Here is a 24,341-nt window from a genome sequence, read left to right on the forward strand (position 1 = left end):
CCGGCTCGTGCCGGCTCCCGGATGCGATAATGCCGGCTTCCCTTCGGCGGCCCCGCGCATGAGCAGCAAGCAGAACCAGTGGATCGTCGGCGTCAATGCGGTGGCCTCGGCCGTCGAGAACGACGCCGAGCACGTGCGCGAGGTGCTGGTCGAGTCCGGTGCGCGCAACCCGCGGTTGGTCGAGATCGAAGAGCAGGCGCGGCGCCGCGGCATCGACGTACGCAAGGTCGCCACCCAGGCCCTGGACGGCATCGGCGGCAGCGTCCGCCACCAAGGCGTGGCCGCGCGCTATGCCGCGGCGAAGACCTGGGACGAGCACGAGCTGGCCGGCCTGGTCGAGGCCGCCGCGGGCAAGGCGCTGCTGCTGGTGCTCGATGGCGTGCAGGATCCGCACAACCTCGGCGCCTGCCTGCGCAGCGCCGCGGCCGCCGGCGCGACCGCGGTGGTGATTCCCAAGGACAAGTCCGCCCCGGTGAACGCCACCGTGCGCAAGACATCGGCCGGTGCGGCCGACCGGCTGCCGGTGGTGTCCGTGACCAACCTGTCACGCACGCTGCGCGAGCTGCAGAAGCTGGGCGTGTGGATCTACGGCCTGGCCGGCGAGGCGGAGCCATCGCTCTATTCGCTGGACCTGAAGGGCAACGTGGCCCTGGTCCTGGGCGGCGAGGCCGAAGGCCTGCGCCGGCTGACCCGCGAGCACTGCGACGGGCTGGTGCGCATCCCGATGCCGGGCGACATCGAAAGCCTGAACGTGTCGGTGGCCGCCGGCGTCTGCCTGTTCGAGGCGGTGCGCCAGCGCGCCTGACGGCCGTGCGGCGCGGGGGCTCGCGGCTCGGGGGAGCGGGAATGTCGGACTCGGAAGCGGGATGCCGGTCGCGGCCGGCGGGACGGCGCCGGAGGGTGCGGGCCTGGCGCTTCGTGGTGGCGTTGCTGCTTGCCTCGCTGCCCTGGCTTGCGGCTGCGGCGGCCGCCGGCAGTGGGGCGCCACATGCGCCGGCATTGCGCGACTACGCCATCGATGCCTGGACCACGCGCAACGGGCTGCCGCACAACTCCCTGCGCGACATCGCGCAGACCCCGGATGGCTACCTGTGGTTCGCGACCTGGGAAGGCGTGGTCCGCTACAACGGCGTGGCGTTCACCGTGTTCGACCGCGGCAGCGAGCAGGCCCTGCGCGACAACGGCGTCGGTGCGTTGTACGTGGATCCGCGCGGCCGGCTGTGGATCAGCGATTCGCGCGGCAATGTCGGGCGGCTGGAGGCGGACGGTCGCTGGGCCTACGTCGAGCGCATGCCGCAATGGCCGCAGGCGCTGGTCCACGACATGGCGATGGACGGGCAGGGGCGCATGTGGCTGCTGTTCGAAGGCCATGGACTGGGCCGGGTGGAGCCGGATGGCCGCCTCGCGTACATCCCGCCCCCGGCCGGGATTCCGCTGCGGGCCAGCTTCCCGCACATGGCGGTCGATGCGCGCGGACGGGTCTGGATCGGCACGCTCGATGGCCTGGTGATGCTCGATGCCGCGGGCACGTGGCACCGTTTCGGCCGGGGCGAGGGCCTGCCGGCGGGCCTGGTCTGGCCTTACCTGGCGCCGGATGGCACGGTCTGGCTCGCAGCGGAAGGCGCGCTGTTCCGGGTGGATGGCGATCGCATCGTCGCCGCGCACGCGCTGCCCGACTCGGGCCACGTCACCACGATGCTGGTCGACCGCAGCGGCGCGCTGTGGGTCGGCACCGAGAACCGGGGCATCGCCCGCATCGACGGCAGGGGCGCGGACTGGCTGCCGCCGGGAGGCGTGCTGCCGCGGGGGCGCATCGCCAGCCTGCTGGAGGATGCCGAGGGCAGCATCTGGGTCGGCGCCAACGGCGGCCTGTTCCGCCTGCGCGAGACGCTGTTCACCGGCTTCACGCGGCGCGACGGACTCGCCAGCGACTACGTGCGCGCGGTGCTGGAGGATCGCGATGGCGTGCTGTGGGTGGGCAATGGCGGCGGCCTGGACCGGCAGTCCGGGGACGGCCGCTTCGACCACGTGGCCTTGCCGGGAGCCGGCGGCGAGGAACCTTCGGTGCTCAGCCTGGCCGAGGGCACTACCGGCGACCTGTGGGTCGGCACCTTCGCCGACGGTGTCTACCGCGTGCGCGGCGATGGATTGCTGCGCCACTACACCCAGGCCGATGGCCTGCCCAGCGGGCACGTGCGCGCGATCGGCGTCACCGCCGACGGCACGGTCTGGATCGGCAGTCGGCGCGGGGTGGTCAGGATCGACGCGGAGGCCGGTGCCGACGGCGTGCAGCCGCCGCCCGCGGTGCCGGGGTTGCCGCAGGGGCTGGTGACCGCGCTGGCGGGCATCGGTGCCGACCTGTGGATCGGCTCGGTGGAGGGCGCCAGCGTGCTGCGTGGCGGCCGGGTCGAGAAGATCGACCTGGACGCGGCCGGCGGCGGCGCGCGCTCGGTGTTCGGGTTCCGCCAGGTGGACGATGCGGTATGGATCTCCACCGATCGCGGCCTGTACCGCTACCGCGATGGACGGGTCTCGCGCGTGGGACTGGAGCAAGGCTTGCCGGTGGACGCGGTGTTCCAGCTGGTCCCCGACCGCCAGGGCGAGGCCTGGCTGAGCAGCAATCGCGGGGTGATCCGCGTGCCGATGGATGCGCTGCAACTGGTCGCGGACGGCCGCCTGCCGATGCTGCCGCGCGCGCGCCTGCATACCGAGATCGACGGCCTGCCCAGCGCGCAGGGCAACGGCAGCTCCTCGCCGCCGGCGATCCTGCGCCGGGATGGCACGCTGTGGTTGGCCACGGCCGCCGGCGTGGCGCGCGCCGATCCGGCGCGCCTGCCGCGTTACCTGGATCGCCAGCCGCCGCCGGCGGTGATCGAATCGGTCCATCGCGACGGGCAGCCGGTGGACTGGACCACCCGGCACGCGCTCGCCGGTGGCGGCCGCATCGCCGTCAGCTACGCGGGTCTCAGCTACCTGCTGCCCGAGCGTATCCGCTATCGCACGCGCCTGCTGGGCCTGGACAGCGACTGGATCGAGCGCGGCACCCAGCGCAATGTCGAGTTCATCGGCCTGCCGCCCGGCGACTACACCCTCGAGGTGGACGCCGCACATCCGGACGGGGCCTGGAGTCCGCGGCCGGCGCGCTGGAGCTTCAGCGTGCGTCCGATGTGGTGGCAGCGCCCGTACGTGCGGCTGCTGGCGGCACTGGCGGTGCTGGGTGGCCTGTTCGCGCTGTACCGCTGGCGCCTGCGCCGCTACCACGCGCGCAACCGCCGCCTCGAGCGCCTGGTCCGGGAGCGCACCGCCGACCTGCAGGCCCAGGCCGAACGGCTGGTGGCCGCCGACCGCGAGCGCAGCGAACTGCTGGAGAAACTGCGCGAGCAGGCCGAGGCCTACGGCCGCCAGGCGCGCGAAGACGCGCTGACCGGGCTGCCCAACCGCCGCCACTTCGACGAAGTGCTGGCCCGCGACCTGGCCCTGGTCCGTCGCGGCGGCCATCCGCTGTGCCTGGCCCTGCTCGACATCGACCACTTCAAGCGGATCAACGACACCTGGTCGCACAGCGTGGGCGATGCGGTGCTGCGCGAGGCCGCGCAGGTGCTCGCCGCCGAGAGTCGCGCCTGCGATTTGCTCGCGCGGCTGGGCGGCGAAGAGTTCGCGGTGCTGCTGCCGGACACGCTGCTGGACGAGGCGCTGCTGGTCTGCGGGCGCCTGCATTCGACCTTCCGCGAGCGGGTGGGGTGGGCGGGCATCGAGGGCCTGCGGGTCACCTTCAGCCTGGGCGTGGTCGCCTGCCGGCCGACCGACACCGCCGCTTCGCTGCTCGAACGCGCCGACGCGGCCCTGTACCGGGCCAAGGACGAAGGCCGCGACCGCCTGCAGGCCGGTTGAAGGCGCTCAGCCCTGCAGTGGCGACGGCCAGGCGTTGGCGATGCGGCAGAACAGCCGCGCGGTCTGTTCGGCGTCGTACACCGCCGAGTGCGCATCCTCGGCGTTCCAGTCGAAGCCGGCGGCGTGCATCGCGCGCGCGAGCACGGTCTGGCCGTAGGCGATGCCGGACAGGGTGACCGTATCGAACACGCTGAACGGGTGGAACGGGTTGCGCTTGTGGCCGGTGCGCGCCACCGCGGCGTTGACGAAGTTGAGGTCGAAGTGGGCGTTGTGGCCGACCAGGATCGCGCGCTGGCAACCGTGGCGGCGCACCGCGGCGCGGACCTGGTTGAACACGTGGCCGAGCGCGTCGCGCTCGGGCTTGGCCAGCCGGAACGGGTGGTCGAGGTCGATGCCGGTGATCTCCAGCGACTTCGGGTCGATCTCGGTGCCGGGCGCGGGGATGAAGTGCGCGCTCGCGGTCTGCCCGGGCACGAACAGCCCCTGCTCGTCGAGCTCGATCGGCACGGCGGCCATTTCCAGCAGGGCGTGCCGGTTCCAGTCGAAGCCGCCGGTCTCCACGTCCACGACCACGGGCAGGAAGCCGCGGAAGCGGCGGGCCATCGCGCCGGGCGGCGCGGCGGGCGGTTCGGCGCGGGAGGGATCTTCCAGATCGGCGTCGCTCATGCGCGAAGGGTAGCAGAGCGCGCGTGGCCGACGGATCAGGCGCGCGGCACGGTGCCCTTGATGGTGCCTTCCGCGCGCATCCGCTCGAGCATCGCCGCGCCCTGCGCGAGGAACCCGGCATCCGCATCGACGCCGGCATCGGCCGCGAGCGCCTGCAGCCGGGCGCGGCCGCTGTGGCCGCCTTCGCCGAGCAGCTCCAGCAGGCGGTACACCAGCGGCGATATCGCGGCGAAACGCGCGCTACCATCGCCGTCGCGCCGGACCAGGAGCAGGGTCGGTGCGGCCGGCGCCGCGGGCGGAACGTGGTCCGGGCCGATCGTGTGCACGGGCCAGTCGTAGGCCAGCGCGCGCATCCAGGGCGACAGCACCGGGATGCCGTCCAGCAGGTCGCCCGCCGGGTCATGCGCCGGCACCGGGCTGTCGTCGATCTGCACCGCCAGCTCGATCCACTCGTAATGCGCCAGTTCCCGCAGCCACGGTGGATCGCCAGGATCGGGGGTTTGCTCGAGGAAGCGGATGAACTCGCGCGCCAGCTCCGGGAACAGCGGCGTGCGGCTGCGGTGCGTGGAGTAGAAGCGGCGTACCAGGGCCCGCCAGGCGTCCTCGCCGAGCGTGCGCCGGATCACCGGGAAATTCGCGGCGAGCAGGCCGGCGATGTTGTTGAAGAACAGGTCGCGGTAGATGGCCATGCGCCGCGGCTCGATCCCCGGGGGCGGCGGATTCGCGGCCGGATCGCGCAGGTGCGCGGCGAAGGCGGACTGCTGCTGGCGCAGGTCAGGCATGGAGCCTGCCCGTCGCCACGCCGGAGGCGGCCGCCTGCTGCAGCTGGCGGATGCGTTCGACCTCTTCCAGCAGCACCGCCAGCGGCGGCAGGTTGAAGTCGCGCTCGAGCAGGGTGGGGCGCACGCCGTGCAGGCGGTAGGCCTCGGCGAGCAGGTCCCACACATCGCCCTTCACCGGCGCCCCGTGCGTGTCGACCTTCAGGTCCACGGCTTCGTCGTAATGGCCGGCGACGTGGTAGGAGGCGATCCGGTCGCCGGGCATGCGCGCCAGGAACGCGTGCGGGTCGTAGCCGTGGTTGACCGCGTTGACGTAGACGTTGTTCACGTCGAGCAGCAGGTCGCAGCCGGCTTCCGCGAGCACAGCGGCGACGAACGTGGCCTCGTCCATCGCCTGCGTCCCGGCGGGTTGTGGATGGGCGGCGTAGTACGAGACGTTCTCCACCGCGATGCGGCGGCCGAGCGCGTCCTGCACCTGGCGTATCCGCGCGGCGACATGGGCCACCGCTTCGTCGGTGAACGGGATCGGCATCAGGTCGTAGAGGTGGCCGTCGTCGGTGCAGCAGCTCAGGTGTTCGCTGTACAGGCGCACCCGGTGGCGGTCGAGGAACCGGCGGGTCCGGCCCAGGAACACGTCGTCCAGCGGTTCGGTCCCGCCCAGCGACAAGGACAGTCCGTGGCAGGTAAGGGGATGGCGATCGGACAGCTCGTCCAGCGCCTCCCCCAGCCGCCCGCCGACGCCGATCCAGTTGTCCGGCGCGCATTCGAGGAAATCGAACGCGCCTGCCGGTGCGGCGCGGAGCTCGTCGAGCATCGCGCGCCGCAGGCCCAGGCCAGCGCTGGCGTCAGGCAAAGTCATCGGAGGTCAGGAGCAGTCCCACCAGGCAAAGGAATCCGATCCCTTGATGACCCGCACCTGGATGTGCGGGCTCCCGTGAGTGGCTCGCATCGAGGACTGGCGCCTATGCCGCGCCGCCGCACTTGCCCTCGCCGCACTTGCCTTCCCCGCACTTGCCTTCGCCGGCCTTCTTCTCGCCGCACTTGCCTTCGGCGCCCTTGGCGGCGTGGTGCGCCTTGCGCTCGGCCTCGTCGATGAAGCCGTCCTGGTTGGCGTCGATCTTCGCGAACTGGTCGGCCTTGGCGGGGTGGGCGGCGACGAACTCGGCCTGCGACACGCGCCCGTCCTTGTCGGCGTCGACCTTGTCCATGCCGCACTTGCCCTCGCCGCACTTGCCTTCCTGCGCCTTCGCGGTCTCGCCGGCGGCGAGCATGTAGCCCTGCGCCAGCGGCTCCATGGCGAAGGCGGCGCCGGTGAAGGTCAGGCCGGCGAGCGCGGTACCGAGCGCGATGGCGGCGGGTTTCTGCTTGGACATGGCTGTGCTCCGTGAAGTCTGGGGCGCGGGAAGCGGCGCGCCCGCCGCCGGGGGGTCCCCAAGTCTACCCCCGGTTCGTTATCACGGCGTGGCGGGCCCGGCGCCGGGGAAGGCGGCGCCCGGGCGGCGGCTCAGGGCGCACTGACGGTGGTGCTGGTGTCGTCGCGCTTCTCGCGGGGCGGCAGCGGCTGTTCGCCATGGACCAGGAACCACACGTTCTCGGCGATGTTGGTGGCGTGGTCGCCGATCCGCTCCAGGTTCTTGGCCATGAACAGCAGGTGCGTGCACGGAGTGATGTTGCGCGGGTCCTCCATCATGTAGGTCAGCAGTTCGCGGAACAGCGCGGTGTACTGCTCGTCCAGCCGTGCGTCGTTCTCGCGGACCTGCAGGGCGAGCTCGCTGTCGCTGGTCTGGTAGGCGCGCAGCGCCAGCCGGACCTGGCCGGCGGCCAGCATGCCCAGGGCACGGAGGCCGGAGGTGTGGGGGAGCGGGGGCGCGGCGTTGAGCGCGATCGAGCGCTTGGCAACGTTGGCGGCGTAGTCGCCGATGCGCTCGATGTCCGCCGGGATGCGCAGGCCGGCGAGGATCTCGCGCAGGTCGCGCGCCATCGGTCCGCGCAGCGCCAGCAGCATCACGTCGTGGCTGATCCGGCGTTCGGCCGCGTCGATGGACTCGTCGTTGGCGACGATCCGGCGCGCGGCGCTGTCGTCGCGGCGGTCGACCACGTCCAGCGCGGCTTCGAGCTGGACCACGGCGACGTGGCCCATCTGCACGATTTCCTCGACCAGGTGGCGCTGCTCCTCGTCGTAGCTCTTGACGATGTGCTCGTGGGGAGGGGTCGTGGTCATGGTGTTGTCCGCATCGTTGGGTTGTGGTGGCCGTCCCTGGCGCGACGGCGCAGGCTCCGGATCGCCCGGCCCGGCGATCGACGGCCGGGCGTTGGGCACGTCGCGCGGCGGTGCCGCGCGGCGCGCCTCAACCGAACCGTCCGGTGATGTAGTCCTCGGTCTGCTGCCTGGAGGGACTGGAGAAGATCACCTGGGTGCGGTCGTGCTCGATCAGGTCGCCCAGGTACATGAAGGCGGTGTAGTCGGACACGCGCGCGGCCTGCTGCATGTTGTGGGTCACGATCACGATCGTGTAGTCCTTCTTCAGCTCCTCGACCAGCTGCTCGATGCGGCTGGTCGAGATCGGATCCAGCGCCGAGGTCGGCTCGTCCAGCAGCAGTACGTCCGGGCGCAGCGCCACGGCGCGCGCGATGCACAGGCGCTGCTGCTGGCCGCCGGACAGGCCCAGTGCGCTCTGGCCCAGCTTGTCCTTGACCTCGTCCCACAGCGCACCCTGGCGCAGCGCGTGCTCGACGCGGTCGGCCATCTCGCCCCTGGACAGCTTCTCGTGGTGGCGGATGCCGTAGGCCACGTTCTCGAAGATGGTCATCGGGAACGGCACCGGCTTCTGGAACACCATGCCGACCTTGGAGCGCAGCCGGTTCATCGGATACTTGTGCGAGAGGATGTTCTCCCCGTCCAGCAGCACTTCGCCGCGCGCCTCGAGCTTGGGATACAGCGCGTAGATGCGGTTGAAGATGCGCAGCAGGGTGGACTTGCCGCAGCCGGAGGGACCGATCAGCGCGGTCACCCGCTTCTCGGGTATTTCCAGGTTGATGCCCTTGAGCGCGTGGAACTTGTCGTAATAGAAGTCCAGGCCGCGCGCGGCGAGCTTGACCGGCGCGGCGGTGGCCGGCTCGGCGTGTGCGGTCACCGCGATGCGCTGCATCGGTGCGGCGGAGGCGTGGTCGGTCATGGCCGGGTTCCGGGAAAGGTCAGTCATGGGTGATCCTGTTGCGCAACAGCAGGGCGCGAGCGCCGAGGCTGACCAGCAGCACGAAAACGGTCAGTACCAGCGCGCCGGCCCAGGCCAGTACCTGCCAGGACTCGTAGGGGCTGGCCGCGAACTGGTTCATCACCACCGGCACCGACGCCATCGGCTGGAAGATGTTCGTGTTCCAGTACTGGTTGCCGAACGCGGTGAATAGCAGCGGCGCGGTCTCGCCGGAGATGCGGGCCAGGGCCAGGAGCACGCCGGTGACGATGCCGGCCGAGGCGCTGCGGTACAGCACCTGGACGGTCACCTTCCACTGCGGGATGCCCAGCGACAGCGCCGCCTCGCGCATCTGCACCGGGACCAGGCGCAGCATCTCGTCGGTGGTGCGCACCACCACCGGCAGCACGATGAACGCCAGCGCGAGCGCGCCGGCGAACGCGGAGAAGTTGCCGCCGGTCTGCATCACGTACAGGGTGTAGACGAACAGGCCAAGCACGATCGACGGCGCCGACAGCAGGATGTCGTTGACGAAGCGCACCACCGTGCCCGCCTTGCGCGCGTTGCCGTACTCGGCAAGCCACGTGCCCGCGGCGATCCCCAGCGGCGTGCCGATGGCGATGGCCAGCACGCACATCACCGCGCTGCCGAAGAACGCGTTGGCCAGGCCGCCTTCTTCCATCGGCGGCGGCGTCATCCGGGTGAACAGGTTCCAGTCGATCCCGGCGATGCCCTTGGCCACCAGGGTCCACAGGATCCAGCCCAGGAAGAACAGGCCGAACAACGCGGTGGCGCAGGACAGCACCAGCGCCAGCACGTTGACAATGCGACGCTTCAGGTACAGGCGCCCGGCAACGGAAGCGGAAGCGGAAGCGGAAGCGGAAGCGGCGGGGGCGGCCATCAGTTGCCCTCCCGGCGCGAGAGCTGCATCAGCATCAGGCGGGCGATGGCCAGCACCACGAAGGTGACGATGAAGAGGACGAAGCCCAGCAGCAGCAGCGCGGAGCGGTAGGTTTCGGTCGCCTCGCCGAAGTCGTTAGCGATCAGCGCGGCGATGGTGGTGCCCGGCTCGAGCAGCGACGGCGACAGGCGCACGCTGTTGCCGATCACGAACGCCACCGCCATGGTTTCGCCCAGGGCGCGGCCCAGGCCGAGGAAGATGCCGCCGATCACCGCCGAGCGGGTATACGGCAGGACGATGTCCCAGCTCACTTCCCAGCGGGTCGAGCCGAGTGCATAGGCCGACTCCTTCAGGCGCGTGGGCACAGTCAGGAACACCTCGCGCATCACCGAGGAAATGAACGGGATCACCATGATCGCCAGCACGAAACCGGCGGTGAGCATGCCGATGCCGAGCGGCGGGCCCTGGAACAACGGGCCGACGAGCGGCCATTCACCCAGGGTGTCGTTGAGGAACGGGGTCACGTACTCCGTCATCACCGGCACGAGCACGAACAGGCCCCACATGCCGTAGATGATCGAGGGGATGCCCGCGAGCAGCTCGATCGCGGTGCCGACGGGGCCGCGCAGCCAGCGAGGCGCCACTTCGGTGAGGAAGAAGGCGATGCCGAAGCTGACCGGGACGGCGATCACCATCGCGATCAGGGCGGTGACCAGGGTGCCGTAGATCGGCGCCAGCGCGCCGAACTTGTTCTCGACGGGGTTCCACTCGGCCGAATAGAAGAAACTCAGGCCCTGCATCTCCAGGGCGTGGCGACCACCCCAGAGCATCGACAGGGCGGCGCTGGCCAGCGCGACCAGGACGAACACCACGCATGCCACCAGCGCGTAGCGGAACAGCCGGTCGTTGCGGGCGTCGCGCAGGTCGCGCCCGGCGGGGGCGGCCGGTGCAGCTTCGAATGTCGTCGTGTTCATCGGGTCTTCGGCGCGGGGCGGGCGTCGCTGCGGGAAGCGGCGGAGCGCGGCGGTCCGGTGGGAGGGAGTGCGGACCGCCGGCTCCGCGGCGCGTGGAGGGGCGGCTTCCGTCGAAGCCGCCCCGGATCTGTCCCGGTACTTGAACTCGGCAGCCCCATAGGCCTCGATCTGCTGCACCAGCTCCGGCGGCAGCGGCACGTAGTGCAGTGCCTGTGCCTGCGGCTGGCCCTGCTCGAAGGCCCACTTGAAGAAGGCGAGCGTGGCCTGGCTGCGTGCCGGATCCTTCGGCTGCTTGGGCATCAGCATGAAGTTGGTGGCGGTGATCGGCCACGCCTGCTCGCCCGGCGCATTGGTGATCACCAGGTTGAAGTCCTTGGCGCTGGTCCAGTCGGCGCTGGCGGCCGCGGCCGCGAAGGTGTCCGCGTTGGGCTGCACCCACTGGCCGGCCGCGTTCTGCAGGGAAGCGTAGGGCATGGCGTTCTGCAGCGCATAGGCGAGCTCGACGTAGCCGATGCCGCCCTTGATCTGCTGGACGTAGGCGGCGACGCCCTCGTTGCCCTTGCCGCCGACGCCGGCCGGCCATTGCAGCGAGGTGCCTTCGCCGACCTTCTCCTTCCACTCGCCGCTGACCTTGGACAGGTAGTTGCTGAAGTTGAAGGTGGTGCCGGAACCGTCGGAACGGTGCACCAGGGTGATCTTCTCGGCAGGCAGCGCGACGCCCGGGTTGGCCGCGGCGATGGCCGGGTCGTTCCACATGGCGACCTTGCCGAGGAAGATGTCGGCCAGCAGCGGGCCGGTCAGGCGCAACTGGCCGGGCTGGATGCCTTCGAGGTTGAATACCGGCACCACGCCGCCGATGGCCGACGGGAACTGGCCCAGGCCCGCGGCCGCCAGCTCGTCGCTCGGCAGCGGCTTGTCGGAGGAACCGAAGTCCACCGTACCCGCCTTGATCTGGGCGATGCCGCCCCCGGAGCCGATCGACTGGTAATTGACCTTGTTGCCGGTGGCCGCGTTGTAGTCGGCCGACCACTTGGACACGAGCGGGTAGATGAACGACGCGCCGGCGCCGGAGATCTGCGCGGCCACCTGCTCGCCGGCCGCCGGCGCGTCGGCGCCTTGCGTGGCCGGTGCGGTGGCGGCGTTGTCGGCGTCGCCGCCGGCAGAGCACGCGGCCAGGGCGAGGCTGGCGGCCAGGGACAGGACGAGGGGGCGGAGCGGGAAGGGCTTCATGGGCTCGTTTCTGGGCTGGGCCGGCGGGCCGGCGGATGGGCACATGAAATGATGTTTTTGTGACAACCGTATGACGCGCCCCCGGCGTTCTGCCCGGCCGCCCCCGGTTGCATTGCAACCGACTGTATTTCAAGAAAAAAGAGCGCGGACCGAAGTCCGCGCTCCCGGGTGAACGGCGAGGGGAGAGAGCCCGCCGCTCAGTACTTCATGTGCTGCGCCCAGTACGCCTCGATCTGCTTGACCAGCGCATCGGGCAGCGGCACGTAGTCGAGCTGGCGCGCCTGGGCGTCGCCGTTGGCATAGACCCACTGGAAGAACGTCTTCGCGTTCCTGGCGCCGGCCGCGTCCTTCGGCTGCTTGTACATGAGGATGAAGTTGGTGGCGGTGATCGGCCAGGAGTTCTCGCCCGGCGCATTGGTCATCACCAGGTAGAAATCCTTGGCCTTGGCCCAGTCGGCGCTGGCGGCTGCGGCGGCGAAGCTCTCTTCGCTGGGCTGCACGAAGCGGCCTGCGGCGTTCTTCAGGGCCGCGTGCGAGAGCTTGTTCTGCAGCGCGTAGGACAGCTCGACGTAGCCGATGCCGCCCTTGACCTGCTTGACGTAGGCGGTCACGCCCTCGTTGCCCTTGCCGCCGATGCCGGCCGGCCACTGCACCGAGGTGCCTTCGCCGACCTTGTCCTTCCATTCCGGGCTGACCTTGGACAGGTAGTTGACGAAGTTGAAGGTGGTGCCCGAGCCGTCGGAGCGGTGGACGACGGTGATCTTCTGGTCGGGCAGGGCCAGCCCCGGGTTGAGCGCGGCGATGGCCGGATCGTTCCACTTGGCGATCTTGCCCAGGAAGATGTTGGCCAGGGTCGGGCCGTCGAGCTTCAGCGCGCCCGGGGCCACGCCCTGCACGTTGACGATCGGCACCACGCCGCCGATCACCGACGGGAACTGCGCCAGGCCGTACTTGGCCAGCTCCTCGGGCTTGAGCGGCGCATCGGACGAGCCGAAGTCGACCGTGGCCGCCTTGATCTGGGCGATGCCGCCGCCGGAGCCGATCGACTGGTAGTTGACCTGCTTGCCGGTCGCACCCTTGTAGTCGGCCGACCACTTCGACATGACCGGATAGATGAAGGAAGCCCCGGCGCCGGTCACGTCGTTGGCGTGGGCGAGGGAGATCGAGGAAGCGGCCGCGATCAGTGCAGCGGCGGCGCGGGTCTTGAACGTGAAGTTCACGGGGCAACTCCGTAAGCAGCGGGTGGGTGGTGGCGGACGCGAAGCCGACGCATCCAGCGGCGGCCATTCCATAACCGATCCGTGACAGCGCCGCGTAATCCACGTGACCGCGGGGTGACACCGCGCTGCGGGCGGCGGCGAGCGGCCGGTCACCGTTCTGTCATGTCGCCGTCGCGTCCCTGTCAGATCGCGGTCGCAAGCTGCGCGGCGTTTAACGGGTGCTTCACGTTCCCCAGGCGGAACGGCACCGCTCACGCCAGACCACCACCCACCGGAGTTCCTCCATGCGTTATTCCTATCTGGCCGTCGCCCTCGCCGCGGCCCTGGGCACCACCGCCGCCTTCGATGCGGCCGCCGCCGAGAACGTCGAACTGGCCGCGCTGAAGGCGCAGCTGGCCGAGCTGCAGGCCAAGGTCGCCGAGCTCGAGACGCGCACCGACGCCCAGTCCGACATCAACGTGGGCACCCAGCAGAGCATCGAGAACATCGCGGCGACCACGCCGAAGGTCGAGACCAAGGGCGGCATCAAGATCACCTCGCCGGACAAGAAGTTCGAGGCCTCCATCGGCGGCCGCATCCACTTCGATGCCTACGCCTTCGACCGCGACATCGCCGACACCACCGGCACCAGCGAGTTCCGCCGCGCCCGCCTGACCTTGGCCGGCAAGGCGCTGGGCTGGGACTACAAGCTCGAGCAGGACTTCTCCGCCGGCACCAACCTCGACGGCCTGCGCGATGCCTACATCGCCACCGGCCTGTGGGGCGGCAAGGCCACCATCGGCCACTTCAAGCCCTACCGCTCGATGGAGGAGCTGACCAGCTCCAACGAGATCCTGATGATGGAGCGTCCGTTCGCGTCGGCCACCGGCCTGTTCAGCGGCCGCCAGTTCCAGCAGGGCGTGGGCTACCAGCGTTCGGGCGACAACTACACCGCCGGCTTCACCGTGTTCAACCTGCGCGGCGCCTCGGGCACCCGCAACGAGGGCATGGGCGCATCGGGCCGCGTCACCTGGGCGCCGATCAACAACGACAACGAGACCCTGCACTTCGGTGGCTGGGCCAGCCAGGAGAACGCCAACCAGGGCTCGGCCGACATGTCGGCGGTGGCCAACTACGCCGGCCGGCGCGGCCCCTCGCAGGCCATCGCCACCACCACCGGCGCCAGCCGCAACACGATCACCGCCTACGGCCTGGAAGCGGCCGGCGCCTTCGGCCCGCTGTTCTTCCAGGGCGAGTACGCCAACGCCACCTTCGGCCAGCCGATCGGCGGCGACCAGGACGTGTCCACCTGGTACCTGCAGGGCAGCTGGCTGCTCAACGGCGGCCACAAGCCGTACAAGGCGGCTACCGGCGTGTTCGGTTCGCCGAAGGTCGACAAGGGCCTGTGGGAGCTGACCGCGCGCTACGACACCATCGAGAACAAGGACATCGCCGACCGCGAGGCGACCAGCGTGATCCTCGGCGTCAACTACTACGTCAACGCCAACCTGCGCTTCATGTTCAACTACACGCAGGGCGAGAACGAGGTGACCGGCGACGAGACCGGCCAGTACGCGCTGCGCACGCAGTTCGCCTGGTAAGCCGCCCACGGCTCACCGCCACGGAAGCGCCCCGCAACGCGGGGCGCTTTTCTTTATTCGCGGGTCAGGCGGGCGTCTTGTCCGGCCAGTGGCACAGGTCGCGGACCACGCACTGCGGGCAATCGGGCTTGCGCGCCTTGCACACGTAGCGGCCGTGCAGGATCAGCCAGTGGTGCGCGTCCTGCAGGTATGGCGGCGGCACCCGGCGCAACAGCGCGTCCTCGACCGCGCGCACGTCCTTGCCCGGCGCCAGGCCGGTGCGGTTGGCGACGCGGAAGATATGCGTATCCACCGCCATGGTGGATTCGCCGAACGCGGTGTTGAGGACCACGTTGGCGGTCTTGCGGCCGACGCCGGGCAGCGCCTCCAGCGCGGCGCGGTCGCGCGGCACTTCGCCGCCGTGCCGTTCGACCAGGATCGCGCAGGTCGCGATCACGTTCTTCGCCTTGGCGTTGAACAGGCCGATCGTGGCGATGTGCTTCTTCAGCCCGTCCTCGCCCAGCGCCAGGATCGCCTGCGGCGTGTTGGCCAGTGGATACAGCCGGCGGGTGGCCTTGTTCACGCCCACATCGGTGGCCTGCGCCGACAGGATCACCGCGACCAGCAACTCGAACGGCGTGGTGTATTCCAGCTCGGTGGTCGGATGCGGGTTGAGCTCCTGCAGGCGCGCGAACATCTCCTCGATCTCGGCGGCCTTCATCGGGGCGACCCGCGGCGCGGCGCGCCTGCGTGCGCCGGCCGGCCTGCCGGCGGCGGACTTCGTCGCAGGCGCGCCCGGCTTGCCTGCGTGGCGGCGGCCGCCATCGCTCTTGCGCACGCTCATTCCGCTGGTTTCCCGGCTGCGCGTGCACGCGCACGCGCCAGCGCGGCGGCGGCGGCCGCGGGCAGGGCCGGTCCTGCGGCGGCCGGCGCGCCGGCCGCGGGCGGAACAGCCGCCGACGCCTGCGCGCCCGGCGCGTCGCTGGTGGTGGCCGCGGGCCTCGTGGCCGAACGTCGCGCGGCGCGCGCGGCCGCACGCCCGGCCAGCCGGGATTCGCGTGCGCGATGGCGTTCGCGCGCCGCCCAGGCGCTGCGCAGCCGCGCCTGCGTTTCGGCGATGGGCGCATCCCCCTCGTCGTCCCCGGGGGCGTAGTCCATCAGGCCGGCCTCCAAGGCGCCATCGAGGTCGCTCGCGTGCAACAGCGCCAGCAACCGCTGGCGCAGTGCAGCCCGTGCGGCGGTCACTTCGGTGGACGGGGCCATGGCCGGGGCGTGGCTCAGCGGTTCTGGAACTGCGGCTTGCGCTTGGCGAGGAACGCGTCGGTGCCTTCGCGCATGTCCTCGCTGGCGAACAGCAGCGCGAACTGCGCGGTCTCGAACTGCAGTCCTTCCTCGATGCCGCATTCGCCGCCCAGCACCACCGCGTCGAGCACGCCCCGCAGGGCCAGCGGAGCAGCCGAGGCCAGCTGCGCCGCCAGCTTCAGCGTTTCCGACTCGAGGTCCGCGGCCGGCACGACCCGGTTGACCAGTCCCAGCTGCAGCGCACGGGCCGCATCGATCGGCGTTCCGAGCAGGCACAGCTCGAGGGTGGCCGCGCGGCCGGCCAGGCGCAGCAGGCGCTGGGTGCCGCCGAACCCGGGGATCAGGCCGAGGTTCACCTCCGGCTGGCCGAGGCGGGCGCTGTCGGCGGCCACGCGGAGGTGGCAGGCCATGGCCAGTTCCAGGCCGCCGCCCAGTGCGTAGCCGTTCACCATCGCGATGACCGGTTTGGGCAGGCGCTCGATCCGGCGCATCAGGCGTTGGCCCAGCAGGGAGAACTCGCGACCCTCGATCGCAGTCAGCGCATTCATCTCGGCGATGTCGGCGCCGGCGACGAAAGCCTTGCCGCCGCTGCCGGTGAGGACCACGGCGCGGACGGCGGGATCCTCGCCGGCGGCGGCGAACGCCGCGTCGAGGGCCTCCAGGGTCTGCCGGTTCAGGGCGTTGAGCTTGTCCGGGCGGTCGATGGTCAGGACCCGGACGCCGTCGGCGTCGCGGCTGAGGACGGGGCTGGCCGTCATGGCGGTGAACTCCTGGTCGGGAATGTGAAGGCACGGGGCTGGAACTTCCCGTCCGGCGGGCGGTCCGAAGCCCTGACCCGCGCTGGCGGGCCGCCGGTGCGGCGGCTATCCTAGCGCGTCCGCTACTGCCGGGACCCGAGGTCCCGGCGCCACCCTTCCGGAGAACGATCCAGATGAAGTTGCGTCCTATCGCTGTCGCCATTGCGGCCCTGGCCCTGGCCGGCAGTGCCTTCGCCCAGGACACCACGTCCGAGAAGGGCAAGCTGAGCTACTACTTCGGCTACGACTACGGCAACAACCTTGCCGAGCTGCAGGGCCGCGGAGAGCAGATCGACGCCGCGTCGGTGGTCAAGGGCCTGCAGGACGCGCTGGCCAAGAAGCAGCCGGCGATCACGGCAGACCAGCTCAAGCCGGCCCTGGAGGCGTTCCAGAAGCGCGAGCAGGCCCGCGCCCAGCAGGCCAAGGCCCAGTACGACAAGGCCGCCGCCGAGAACAAGACCAAGTCCGACCAGTTCCTGGCCCAGAACAAGGCCAAGGCCGGCGTGCAGACCCTGCCCAGCGGCGTGCAGTACCGCATCCTCGAGACCGGCACCGGCGCCAAGCCGACCCAGGCCAGCAACGTGCAGCTGGAAGTGGCCGGTCCGTTCCCGTTCGGCCAGCGTCCGGAGCAGGCCCGTCCGGCGCAGCAGATCCCGAGCATCAAGGTCAGCGAAGTGGAAATGGCCGCCATGCGCGAAGTGCTGCTGCAGATGCCGGCCGGCTCGAAGTGGGAAGTGGCGCTGCCGGCGGACAAGGCCTACGGTGCCGACCCGCGCACGCCGTTCCCGCCGAACGTGGCCGTCGTGTTCGAGATCAAGCTGGTCGCGATCAAGTAATCGCCTCCGCTGCATGATCGTCCTTCTGCGCCGGCTCGATGCCGGCGCAGTCGTTTGCGGGGTGGCTCGCGCCCTGCACGGCACCGGACGCGCTACGCTTGCTCCTTCCAGGTTCCGCCACTGCCGTGCTGTCGATCCCGTTACCGCCTGTCAGCGTCGATCCCGCCGCGCCAACAAGTCCCTGCATCCGCGCATGCCGGATCGACGGCGACGGCCTGTGCCGCGGCTGCCTGCGCACCGGCGACGAGATCGCCTGCTGGTCCCGCCTCGGCGAGGCGGAACGGCGGCACCTGATGGAGACCGTGTTGGCCGACCGCAAGCGCGAACGCTACCGTTTCCTCGACCGCCTGCGCGAACGCGAGCGGGTGGGGGGCGTGCTCCATCCGCTGCGGCACCCGCCCGCCGGCGACGGCTGGAACCGCTCCGAGCTCGACGACCTGCTGCCGGACGCGGGCGCGCTGGCGGAAGCGGCCGTACTGGTGGGCCTGGTGCCGCGCCAGGCCGGTACGCAGGTACTGCTGACCCGCCGCACCGACGCGCTGCGCCACCACGGCGGCCAGGTGAGCTTCCCCGGCGGCCGCGTGGAGCGCGACGATGCCGGCGTGCTCGGTGCGGCCCTGCGCGAAAGCCACGAGGAGATCGCCCTGGCCGCCGTGCAGGTGGCGCCGCTGGGTTATCTCGACCCGTTCCTGACCGTCAGCGGGTTCCGGGTCACGCCGGTGGTCGCGGCGATCGATCCCGATTACGTGCCGCAGCCCCATCCGGACGAGGTGGCAGAAGTGTTCGAGGTGCCGTTCGAGTTCCTGATGTCGGCCTCGCACCTGCACCAGGTCGAGATGGAGTTCCGCGGCCGCCGCCGCAGCGTGCTCGAATACGACTGGCCCGGCCAACGCATCTGGGGCGCGACCGCGGCGATCCTGTACAACCTGAGGCGACGGCTGGAGGAGGCGGCATGACGATCACCACCGCGGGGACGCTGGTACCGGTCGAGGCCCTGGCTGCGGTGCTGGGCGATCCGGCGTTGCGCCTGGTCGACGCGCGCGCCGTGCTGGCCGACCCGGCAGCCGGGCGTGCGGCCTGGGAGGCCTCGCATCTGCCCGGCGCGATACACGCCGACCTGGACCGCGACCTGTCCGACCATTCGGTGCCCGCGCAGGGCCGGCATCCGTTGCCTTCGCCCGGCGACTTCGCGCGTCGCCTGGGCGAGTGGGGCATCGGGCCGCAGCACCGGGTGGTCGTCTACGACGCCGGCGACGGCAGCATGGCCGCCGCGCGGTTCTGGTGGTTGCTGCGCCTGCTTGGCCATCGCCAGGTCGCGGTGCTCGACGGTGGCCTGGCGGCGTGGCGCGCGGCCGGCCTGCCCGAGACTGCGGCGGTCGAGCCACCGCCGGCGTTGCCGCCCTATCCCGTTGCCGATTTCGACCGCAGCCGGATCGCCACCGCGGCCGAGGTCGAATCCAGACTCGGCCAGGCGCCGGGCTGGCTGCTCGACGCGCGCGGCGGCGAGCGCTTCCGCGGCGAGGTCGAGCCGATCGACCCGGTCGCCGGGCACATTCCCGGGGCCCTCAACCGTCCATACACGCAGAACGTGGAAGCGGGCCGTTTCCGCTCCGCCGACGTCCTGCGCGCCGAGCTGCGAGCGCTGCTCCAGGGCAACGATCCGTCGCAGGTGGTGCTCAGCTGCGGCTCGGGCGTGACCGCCTGCCACCTGCTGCTGGCGATGGAGCATGCCGGCCTGCACGGCGCCCGCGTCTACGCCGGCTCGTGGAGCGGCTGGATCGCCGATCCGGCGCGCCCGGTGGCCACCGGCGCGGCATGACCGCCGCATCACGTTCGACCGCGCGCCCGTAGAGCGGGGCTTGCGCCGCTGCTTTACCAGTGCGCGGGCAAAGGGCGGGACAGCGGGGCGAGCCCCGCTCTACGTCCGAGCTCCCGGAAGCAGCGGGGCAAGCCCCGCTCTACTCACTTGCGCAGCTTTGCCAGCAGCGCGTGCAGGCCGGCCTGCGTGTCCGGCTCGTACCAGGCCTCGACGAAGCGATCCAGGTGCAGGCGGTCCGGCTCCAGCGCCTGCACCAGGTCGGCGCGCGCCAGCGCGCGGGTCTGCAGCATCGGCGCACGCGGCAAACGCAGCAACGGCTCCAGCCAGGCAATCGCGCGCGGAACCACGTGTCCGGCGTCGGCGAGTTCGTCGACCAGCCCGATCCGCAGCGCCTCCTCGGCCGGGATCATGTCGCCGGCCACGAGCAGGCGCTCGGCGCGATGCTGGCCGACCACCCGCCGCATGAGCTGTTGCGCGCCCTCCGGCACCGCGAGCCCGACCTGGGTTTCGTTCATGCCGATCGCGTAGGGCTTCTGCGGATCGGTCGAGCGCGCCATTACCCGGTAGTCGCAGCACAGCGCCAGCACGCAGCCGCCGGCGGGCGCATGGCCGGTGATCGCGGCCACCACCGGGATGCGCAGCGCGGCGAGCGTGCGCGCGGCGCCGAAGAACGCGCCCCAGGCGGCGTGCAGCGCGTGCCGGTCCTGGCCCAGCGACAGCAGGTGCGGGACGTCCAGGCCGGCGGAGAAGATGCCCGGCGCCCCGGACAGCACGACCGCCTCGGCCTCCCCGGACACCGCAGCATCCAGTGCGGCGATCAGGCCGCGGCACAGAGCCGGGTCGAGCGCGTTGACCGGCGGGCGGGCCAGCCGCACCTCGCGGATCCGGCCGTGGTCGATGGTCTGCACGTAGGTGTTCATGTCCTGTCCGGTCGCGGCCTGGAGCGTGGCCGCTATCATAGGCGCATGCGCATCCGACCGATCCTGCTGGCCCTCCCGCTGCTGCTGCTGGCCCCGTCGGCATGGGCGGCGCCGGCGGCGTCGACGCCCAAGGCCATGTGCCTTTCCATCGAGGATGGCTGGGTCCGGCTGCCGCCGGCGCCGCGGCCGATGCTGGCCGGCTTCGGTCGCATCATCAACCGCTGCGCCGGCGCACGCGAGCTGGTCGCGGTGCGCAGCCCGCGCTTCGGCGAGGTATCGCTGCACGAGACGCGCATGGTCGACGGCGTCAGCCGGATGCGCGGGATCGAGCGCCTGCCTGTCGCCGCCGGCGGCGAAGCGGTAATGCAGCCCGGCGGGCTGCACCTGATGCTGATGCAGCCCGATGCGACCCTGGTCGAGGGTGAGCGCGTGCCGCTGGTGCTGGTGCTGGCCGATGGCAGCGAAGTGCCGGCGACGCTGGCGGTGCGCAAGGCCGCGCCCTAGGCGGCTCGCCCGGCGGATCTGTAAGGCGGTGCCGTGGCGAGCATCCCGATGTCCGCCACGGGACCGGTGCCGGCTACGCGGCCCGCCGCGCGATCAGGTCGAGGCGTTGCGGATGGCGTCGGGCAGCGGCGCGCTCTTGCCGGTCTGCGTATCCATCCACACGACGACGACATTCCCGTCGGAGTACAGCACGCGCTCGTCCTTCTGGTCGACGATGCGGTGGCCGATGGTGACGCTGCTGTTGCCCAGGCGCTCGACGAACAGCTCCACGACGATGTCGTTGGGCCACACGATCGGCGCGCGGTAGTTGACGTTGGTCGCGGCCACGACGGGGGCGATGCGGTCGGTCATCGACGCGCCGGGCACGCCGAGCATCCAGCGCACGCGCGCCTCTTCCAGGTAGGAGACGTACTTGGCGTTGTTGACGTGGCCCATGGCGTCCATGTCGCGCCAGCGCACGCTCATGGGGATGCGGGCCAGCTGCTTGCGCGCGGCCGGGGAGGTATCGCTCATCGGGTCGCCTTCTTCTTCGCCGCCGGCTTGGCCGCGGCCTTGGTTGCGGACTTGCGCGGCGGAAGCACGTCGGGCCTGGCCACCGCCGCCGGCTTGCTGCCCTTGGCCGCCTTCGACGCCGGCAGCAGCGGGGCGAGGAAGCGCCCCGTATGCGAAGCCGGGTTGGCGGCGATCTCCTCGGGCGTGCCAGTGGCGATGACCTGGCCGCCACGGTGGCCACCCTCCGGGCCCAGGTCGACCACGTGGTCGGCGGTCTTGATCACGTCCAGGTTGTGCTCGATCACCACCACCGTGTTGCCCTCGTCGCGCAGGCGGTGCAGCACGCCGAGCAGGTGCTCGATGTCGTGGAAATGCAGGCCGGTGGTCGGCTCGTCGAGGATGTACAAGGTGCGGCCGGTGTCGCGCCGGGACAGTTCCTTGGACAGCTTCACGCGCTGGGCCTCGCCGCCGGACAGGGTGGTCGCGCTCTGGCCGAGCTTGACGTAGCTCAGGCCCACGTCGACCAGCGTCTCGAGTTTCCGCGCGATCGCCGGCACCGGTTCGAACAGCTTCAGCGCGTCCTCCACCGTCATCTCCAGCACGTCGTGGATGCTGTGGCCCTTGTAGAGGATGTCCAGCGTCTCGCGGTTGTAGCGCTTGCCGTGGCAGACGTCGCAGGGCACGTACACGTCGGGCAGGAAGTGCATCTCGACCTTGATCAGGCCGTCGCCCTGGCACGCCTCGCAGCGGCCGCCGCGCACGTTGAAGCTGAAGCGGCCCGGCGAGTAGCCGCGCGCACGCGCCTCGGGCACCTGCGCGTACAACTCGCGCAGCGGCGTGAACAGGCCGGTGTAGGTCGCCGGGTTGGAGCGCGGCGTGCGCCCGATCGGCGACTGGTCGATGTCCACGACCTTGTCGAACAGGTCCAGGCCCTCGATGTCGCGGTACGGTGCCGGCGCGTGCGAGGCGCCGTTGATCTCGTTGGCAGCCAGCGCGTACAGCGTGTCGTTGATCAGGGTCGACTTGCCCGAGCCGGAGACGCCGGTGACGCAGGTCATCAGGCCCGCGCCGATCTCCAGGTCCACGTCCTTGAGGTTGTTGCCGGAGGCGCCGCGCAGGCGCAGGGTCATCTTCGGGTTGGCCTTGTGCCGCTTGGCCGGGACCTCGATGCCGCGCTTGCCGGACAGGTACTGGCCGGTGATCGAGCGCGGCGCCTTGAGGATGTCGGCCAGCGTGCCTTCGCCGACGATCTCGCCGCCGTGCACGCCGGCGCCGGGTCCGATGTCCAGGATGTGGTCGGCCGCGCGGATCGCATCCTCGTCGTGCTCGACCACGATCACCGTGTTGCCCAGGTCGCGCAGGCGGGTGAGGGTCCCCAGCAGGCGTTCGTTGTCGCGCTGGTGCAGGCCGATGGACGGCTCGTCGAGCACGTACATCACCCCGACCAGGCCGGCGCCGATCTGGCTGGCCAGGCGGATGCGCTGCGCTTCGCCGCCGGACAGGGTGTCGGCCTTGCGCTCGAGGGTCAGGTAATCCAGGCCGACGTCGACCAGGAAGCCGAGCCGCTCGTTGATCTCCTTGACGATCTTGGCCGCGATCTCGCCACGCCAGCCGGCCAGCTTCAGGCCCTGGAAGAATGCCAGGGCCTCGTCCACGGGCAGCACCACCAGCGCCGGCAGCGGCTTGTCGGCGACGAACACGTTGCGCGCGGCGCGGTTCAGGCGCGCGCCACCGCAATCGGGGCAGGGGCGCTCGCTGATGTACTTGGCCAGCTCCTCGCGCACCGCCGGCGACTCGGTCTCGCGGTAGCGGCGCTCGAGGTTGTTGATGATGCCCTCGAAGCGGTGCTTGCGCTGGGTACGCCCGCCGCTCTCGGTGAGGTAGGAGAAGGTGATGACGTCATCACCGCTGCCGAACAGCACCGCCTGGCGCGCGGTTTCCGGCAGGCTCTGCCACGGCGCCTCCACGTCGAACCGGTAGTGCTTGGCCAGCGAGTTGACCAGCTGGAAGTAGTAGGCGTTGCGGCGGTCCCAGCCGCGCACCGCGCCGGCGGCCACCGACAGCTCCGGGTGGGCTACCACGCGCGCCGGGTCGAAGAACTGGGCCACGCCCAGGCCGTCGCACGACGGGCACGCGCCCATCGGCGCGTTGAACGAGAACAGGCGCGGCTCGAGCTCGGGCAGCGAGTAGTCGCAGACCGGGCAGGAGTACTTGGACGAAAACAGCTGCGGCGGCGCGCCGGCATTGTCCAGCGACATCACGATGGCCATGCCGTCGCCGAGCTTGAGCGCGGTCTCGAAGGATTCGGCCAGCCGCTGCTTGATGTCCTCGCGTGGGCGGAAGCGGTCGATCACCGCCTCGATGGTGTGCTTCTGGCGCAGCGCCAGCGCCGGCACCGCGTCGATCTCGTGCAGTTCGCCATTCACCCGCACCCGCACATAGCCCTGCGCGCGCAGCTGCTCGAACACCTGCGCATGCTCGCCCTTGCGGTCGCGCACCACCGGTGCCAGCAGCATCCAGCGCTGCTCCGGGTCCAGCGCCAGCACCTGGTCGACCATCTGGCCCACCGTCTGCGCTTCCAGCGGATAGCCGTGGTCCGGGCAACGCGGCGTACCGACGCGGGCGTAAAGCAGGCGCAGGTAGTCGTAGATCTCGGTGATGGTGCCCACGGTCGATCGCGGGTTGTGCGAGGTCGACTTCTGCTCGATCGAGATCGCCGGCGACAGGCCCTCGATGTGGTCGACGTCGGGCTTCTCCATCACGCTGAGGAACTGCCGGGCGTAGGCCGACAGCGATTCGACGTAGCGGCGCTGGCCTTCGGCATAGATCGTGTCGAAGGCCAGCGACGACTTGCCGGAGCCGGACAGGCCGGTGATCACGATCAGCTTTTCGCGCGGCAGGTCGAGATCGATGTTCTTGAGGTTGTGGGTACGGGCGCCGCGGATGCGGATCGTGTCCATCGCCATCGGGCAGGGGGTCCGTTGGGGGGCGGGGGAGGTCGTGCAGGACGACCAATCGATCAGCCTACCGGCCTGCCGATTTGGGGGCAATTGGACTGGATGCCAGTCGCAGGATGCGCGACGTTCAGTTGCGCGTCGGATCGCGGCGTCGGCGGGGAGCCGGAACGGGGCGGGGTACCCGGCAGGGTCGCAAATCCAGGGTGCCTCCATACGCTCCGGATGAAAGGCGAATGTGTGCGGCCGGCCGCCGGCCCTGGCAGGCCGCCGGGGAGTGGGGGTCGGCCCGCCGGCTCAAGG

Annotated in this window: 22 protein-coding genes and 1 pseudogene; 7 read left to right on the forward strand and 16 right to left on the reverse strand. The window is 70.9% G+C overall.

The window, feature by feature from the left end; all coding sequences use genetic code 11:
• The first annotated feature begins 58 nt into the window (after positions 1–58).
• Together rlmB and ABKA19_RS12775 are read left to right on the forward strand one after the other, a co-directional pair.
• The gene (gene rlmB / locus ABKA19_RS12770) at positions 59–805 is read left to right on the forward strand and encodes a 23S rRNA (guanosine(2251)-2'-O)-methyltransferase RlmB (protein ID WP_353689218.1); all 747 of its coding nucleotides are present in this window, start codon (positions 59–61) and stop codon (positions 803–805) included.
• A gap of 41 nt (positions 806–846) precedes the next feature.
• A complete protein-coding gene (locus ABKA19_RS12775) occupies positions 847–3,891 on the forward strand; it encodes a diguanylate cyclase (protein WP_502945784.1) in 3,045 nt (1,014 codons plus the stop codon).
• 6 nt (positions 3,892–3,897) lie between these two features.
• On the opposite strand, the gene rnt is transcribed toward ABKA19_RS12775, so the two are convergent.
• From rnt to pstS (ABKA19_RS12825), 10 genes and pseudogenes are all read right to left on the reverse strand, one after another.
• Positions 3,898–4,494, reverse strand: a complete 597-nt coding sequence (gene rnt / locus ABKA19_RS12780; RefSeq protein WP_502945798.1) for a ribonuclease T — start codon at positions 4,492–4,494, stop codon at positions 3,898–3,900.
• A 98-nt stretch (positions 4,495–4,592) separates the two neighbouring features.
• Positions 4,593–5,339 (reverse strand): HvfC family RiPP maturation protein, encoded by a 747-nt coding sequence (locus ABKA19_RS12785; RefSeq protein ID WP_353689221.1) that lies wholly within the window; start codon positions 5,337–5,339, stop codon positions 4,593–4,595.
• Positions 5,332–6,195 carry an HvfB family MNIO-type RiPP peptide maturase gene (locus ABKA19_RS12790; protein WP_353689222.1) on the reverse strand — a complete coding sequence of 288 codons (864 nt, stop codon included), beginning with the start codon at positions 6,193–6,195 and terminating at the stop codon, positions 5,332–5,334. The genes ABKA19_RS12785 and ABKA19_RS12790 overlap by 8 nt, the downstream gene beginning before the upstream one ends.
• 103 nt (positions 6,196–6,298) lie before the next feature.
• On the reverse strand, positions 6,299–6,709 hold the full coding sequence (locus ABKA19_RS12795) for an HvfA family oxazolone/thioamide-modified RiPP metallophore (RefSeq protein ID WP_353689223.1): 411 nt from the start codon (positions 6,707–6,709) through the stop codon (positions 6,299–6,301).
• A 131-nt stretch (positions 6,710–6,840) separates the two neighbouring features.
• On the reverse strand, positions 6,841–7,557 hold the full coding sequence (gene phoU / locus ABKA19_RS12800; RefSeq protein ID WP_353689224.1) for a phosphate signaling complex protein PhoU: 717 nt from the start codon (positions 7,555–7,557) through the stop codon (positions 6,841–6,843).
• 127 nt (positions 7,558–7,684) lie between these two features.
• Positions 7,685–8,539 (reverse strand): phosphate ABC transporter ATP-binding protein PstB, encoded by an 855-nt coding sequence (pstB, locus tag ABKA19_RS12805; protein ID WP_374317595.1) that lies wholly within the window; start codon positions 8,537–8,539, stop codon positions 7,685–7,687.
• A complete protein-coding gene (gene pstA / locus ABKA19_RS12810) occupies positions 8,532–9,431 on the reverse strand; it encodes a phosphate ABC transporter permease PstA (RefSeq protein ID WP_353689225.1) in 900 nt (299 codons plus the stop codon). Before pstA ends, pstB begins: the two co-directional genes overlap by 8 nt.
• Positions 9,431–10,405 (reverse strand): phosphate ABC transporter permease subunit PstC, encoded by a 975-nt coding sequence (pstC, locus tag ABKA19_RS12815; RefSeq protein ID WP_162378336.1) that lies wholly within the window; start codon positions 10,403–10,405, stop codon positions 9,431–9,433. Before pstC ends, pstA begins: the two co-directional genes overlap by 1 nt.
• A gap of 138 nt (positions 10,406–10,543) precedes the next feature.
• Positions 10,544–11,635: pseudogene (pstS, locus tag ABKA19_RS12820) on the reverse strand (phosphate ABC transporter substrate-binding protein PstS); the annotation flags it as partial.
• 197 nt (positions 11,636–11,832) lie between these two features.
• The gene (gene pstS / locus ABKA19_RS12825; protein ID WP_502945785.1) at positions 11,833–12,927 is read right to left on the reverse strand and encodes a phosphate ABC transporter substrate-binding protein PstS; all 1,095 of its coding nucleotides are present in this window, start codon (positions 12,925–12,927) and stop codon (positions 11,833–11,835) included.
• Between the two features lie 212 nt (positions 12,928–13,139).
• On the opposite strand from pstS (ABKA19_RS12825), the gene ABKA19_RS12830 reads away from it, so the two are divergent.
• Positions 13,140–14,435: an OprO/OprP family phosphate-selective porin gene (locus tag ABKA19_RS12830; RefSeq protein WP_353689227.1), complete on the forward strand. Its 1,296-nt coding sequence runs from the start codon at positions 13,140–13,142 to the stop codon at positions 14,433–14,435.
• A 64-nt stretch (positions 14,436–14,499) separates the two neighbouring features.
• Here the strand turns inward: ABKA19_RS12830 and nth are convergent, their stop codons facing one another.
• The 3 genes from nth to ABKA19_RS12845 all read right to left on the reverse strand — a co-directional run bounded on the left by nth (position 14,500) and on the right by ABKA19_RS12845 (position 16,474).
• Positions 14,500–15,135, reverse strand: coding sequence for an endonuclease III (nth, locus tag ABKA19_RS12835; RefSeq protein ID WP_162378340.1), 636 nt, complete (start codon positions 15,133–15,135; stop codon positions 14,500–14,502).
• 119 nt (positions 15,136–15,254) lie between these two features.
• Positions 15,255–15,677, reverse strand: coding sequence for a hypothetical protein (locus tag ABKA19_RS12840; protein ID WP_353689228.1), 423 nt, complete (start codon positions 15,675–15,677; stop codon positions 15,255–15,257).
• Positions 15,678–15,691: 14 nt separating this feature from the next.
• Complete coding sequence (locus tag ABKA19_RS12845) at positions 15,692–16,474, reverse strand: enoyl-CoA hydratase/isomerase family protein (protein ID WP_353689229.1); 783 nt, start codon at positions 16,472–16,474, stop codon at positions 15,692–15,694.
• A 173-nt stretch (positions 16,475–16,647) separates the two neighbouring features.
• On the opposite strand from ABKA19_RS12845, the gene ABKA19_RS12850 reads away from it, so the two are divergent.
• The 3 genes from ABKA19_RS12850 to ABKA19_RS12860 all read left to right on the forward strand — a co-directional run bounded on the left by ABKA19_RS12850 (position 16,648) and on the right by ABKA19_RS12860 (position 19,168).
• Positions 16,648–17,349, forward strand: a complete 702-nt coding sequence (locus tag ABKA19_RS12850; protein ID WP_162378342.1) for an FKBP-type peptidyl-prolyl cis-trans isomerase — start codon at positions 16,648–16,650, stop codon at positions 17,347–17,349.
• A gap of 125 nt (positions 17,350–17,474) precedes the next feature.
• On the forward strand, positions 17,475–18,305 hold the full coding sequence (locus tag ABKA19_RS12855; RefSeq protein ID WP_353689230.1) for a CoA pyrophosphatase: 831 nt from the start codon (positions 17,475–17,477) through the stop codon (positions 18,303–18,305).
• Positions 18,302–19,168, forward strand: a complete 867-nt coding sequence (locus ABKA19_RS12860; protein ID WP_353689231.1) for a sulfurtransferase — start codon at positions 18,302–18,304, stop codon at positions 19,166–19,168. Before ABKA19_RS12855 ends, ABKA19_RS12860 begins: the two co-directional genes overlap by 4 nt.
• 143 nt (positions 19,169–19,311) lie before the next feature.
• Here the strand turns inward: ABKA19_RS12860 and ABKA19_RS12865 are convergent, their stop codons facing one another.
• Positions 19,312–20,088 carry an enoyl-CoA hydratase/isomerase family protein gene (locus ABKA19_RS12865; RefSeq protein ID WP_353689232.1) on the reverse strand — a complete coding sequence of 259 codons (777 nt, stop codon included), beginning with the start codon at positions 20,086–20,088 and terminating at the stop codon, positions 19,312–19,314.
• A gap of 45 nt (positions 20,089–20,133) precedes the next feature.
• On the opposite strand from ABKA19_RS12865, the gene ABKA19_RS12870 reads away from it, so the two are divergent.
• On the forward strand, positions 20,134–20,592 hold the full coding sequence (locus ABKA19_RS12870; RefSeq protein WP_353689233.1) for a copper chaperone PCu(A)C: 459 nt from the start codon (positions 20,134–20,136) through the stop codon (positions 20,590–20,592).
• Between the two features lie 93 nt (positions 20,593–20,685).
• Here the strand turns inward: ABKA19_RS12870 and ABKA19_RS12875 are convergent, their stop codons facing one another.
• Together ABKA19_RS12875 and uvrA are read right to left on the reverse strand one after the other, a co-directional pair.
• Entirely contained in the window at positions 20,686–21,105 is a 420-nt protein-coding gene (locus ABKA19_RS12875; protein WP_162378347.1) for an acyl-CoA thioesterase, read from the reverse strand.
• Complete coding sequence (gene uvrA / locus ABKA19_RS12880) at positions 21,102–24,050, reverse strand: excinuclease ABC subunit UvrA (RefSeq protein ID WP_353689234.1); 2,949 nt, start codon at positions 24,048–24,050, stop codon at positions 21,102–21,104. Before uvrA ends, ABKA19_RS12875 begins: the two co-directional genes overlap by 4 nt.
• Positions 24,051–24,341 lie beyond the last annotated feature (291 nt).

Origin of the sequence: Pseudoxanthomonas sp. Soil82, from assembly GCF_040446535.1 — a bacterium.
In the GTDB taxonomy this organism is placed as follows: domain Bacteria; phylum Pseudomonadota; class Gammaproteobacteria; order Xanthomonadales; family Xanthomonadaceae; genus Pseudoxanthomonas; species Pseudoxanthomonas kaohsiungensis.

Coding starts and splice junctions, on each gene's coding strand:
- rlmB (WP_353689218.1), top strand. CDS start 59: ATGAGCAGCAAGCAGAACCAGTGGATCGTCGGCGTCAATGCGGTGGCC.
- ABKA19_RS12775 (WP_502945784.1), top strand. CDS start 847: ATGTCGGACTCGGAAGCGGGATGCCGGTCGCGGCCGGCGGGACGGCGC.
- rnt (WP_502945798.1), bottom strand. CDS start 4,494: ATGGCCCGCCGCTTCCGCGGCTTCCTGCCCGTGGTCGTGGACGTGGAG.
- ABKA19_RS12785 (WP_353689221.1), bottom strand. CDS start 5,339: ATGCCTGACCTGCGCCAGCAGCAGTCCGCCTTCGCCGCGCACCTGCGC.
- ABKA19_RS12790 (WP_353689222.1), bottom strand. CDS start 6,195: ATGACTTTGCCTGACGCCAGCGCTGGCCTGGGCCTGCGGCGCGCGATG.
- ABKA19_RS12795 (WP_353689223.1), bottom strand. CDS start 6,709: ATGTCCAAGCAGAAACCCGCCGCCATCGCGCTCGGTACCGCGCTCGCC.
- phoU (WP_353689224.1), bottom strand. CDS start 7,557: ATGACCACGACCCCTCCCCACGAGCACATCGTCAAGAGCTACGACGAG.
- pstB (WP_374317595.1), bottom strand. CDS start 8,539: ATGACTGACCTTTCCCGGAACCCGGCCATGACCGACCACGCCTCCGCC.
- pstA (WP_353689225.1), bottom strand. CDS start 9,431: ATGGCCGCCCCCGCCGCTTCCGCTTCCGCTTCCGCTTCCGCTTCCGTT.
- pstC (WP_162378336.1), bottom strand. CDS start 10,405: ATGAACACGACGACATTCGAAGCTGCACCGGCCGCCCCCGCCGGGCGC.
- pstS (WP_502945785.1), bottom strand. CDS start 12,927: ATGGAATGGCCGCCGCTGGATGCGTCGGCTTCGCGTCCGCCACCACCC.
- ABKA19_RS12830 (WP_353689227.1), top strand. CDS start 13,140: ATGCGTTATTCCTATCTGGCCGTCGCCCTCGCCGCGGCCCTGGGCACC.
- nth (WP_162378340.1), bottom strand. CDS start 15,135: ATGAAGGCCGCCGAGATCGAGGAGATGTTCGCGCGCCTGCAGGAGCTC.
- ABKA19_RS12840 (WP_353689228.1), bottom strand. CDS start 15,677: ATGGCCCCGTCCACCGAAGTGACCGCCGCACGGGCTGCACTGCGCCAG.
- ABKA19_RS12845 (WP_353689229.1), bottom strand. CDS start 16,474: ATGACGGCCAGCCCCGTCCTCAGCCGCGACGCCGACGGCGTCCGGGTC.
- ABKA19_RS12850 (WP_162378342.1), top strand. CDS start 16,648: ATGAAGTTGCGTCCTATCGCTGTCGCCATTGCGGCCCTGGCCCTGGCC.
- ABKA19_RS12860 (WP_353689231.1), top strand. CDS start 18,302: ATGACGATCACCACCGCGGGGACGCTGGTACCGGTCGAGGCCCTGGCT.
- ABKA19_RS12865 (WP_353689232.1), bottom strand. CDS start 20,088: ATGAACACCTACGTGCAGACCATCGACCACGGCCGGATCCGCGAGGTG.
- ABKA19_RS12870 (WP_353689233.1), top strand. CDS start 20,134: ATGCGCATCCGACCGATCCTGCTGGCCCTCCCGCTGCTGCTGCTGGCC.
- ABKA19_RS12875 (WP_162378347.1), bottom strand. CDS start 21,105: ATGAGCGATACCTCCCCGGCCGCGCGCAAGCAGCTGGCCCGCATCCCC.
- uvrA (WP_353689234.1), bottom strand. CDS start 24,050: ATGGCGATGGACACGATCCGCATCCGCGGCGCCCGTACCCACAACCTC.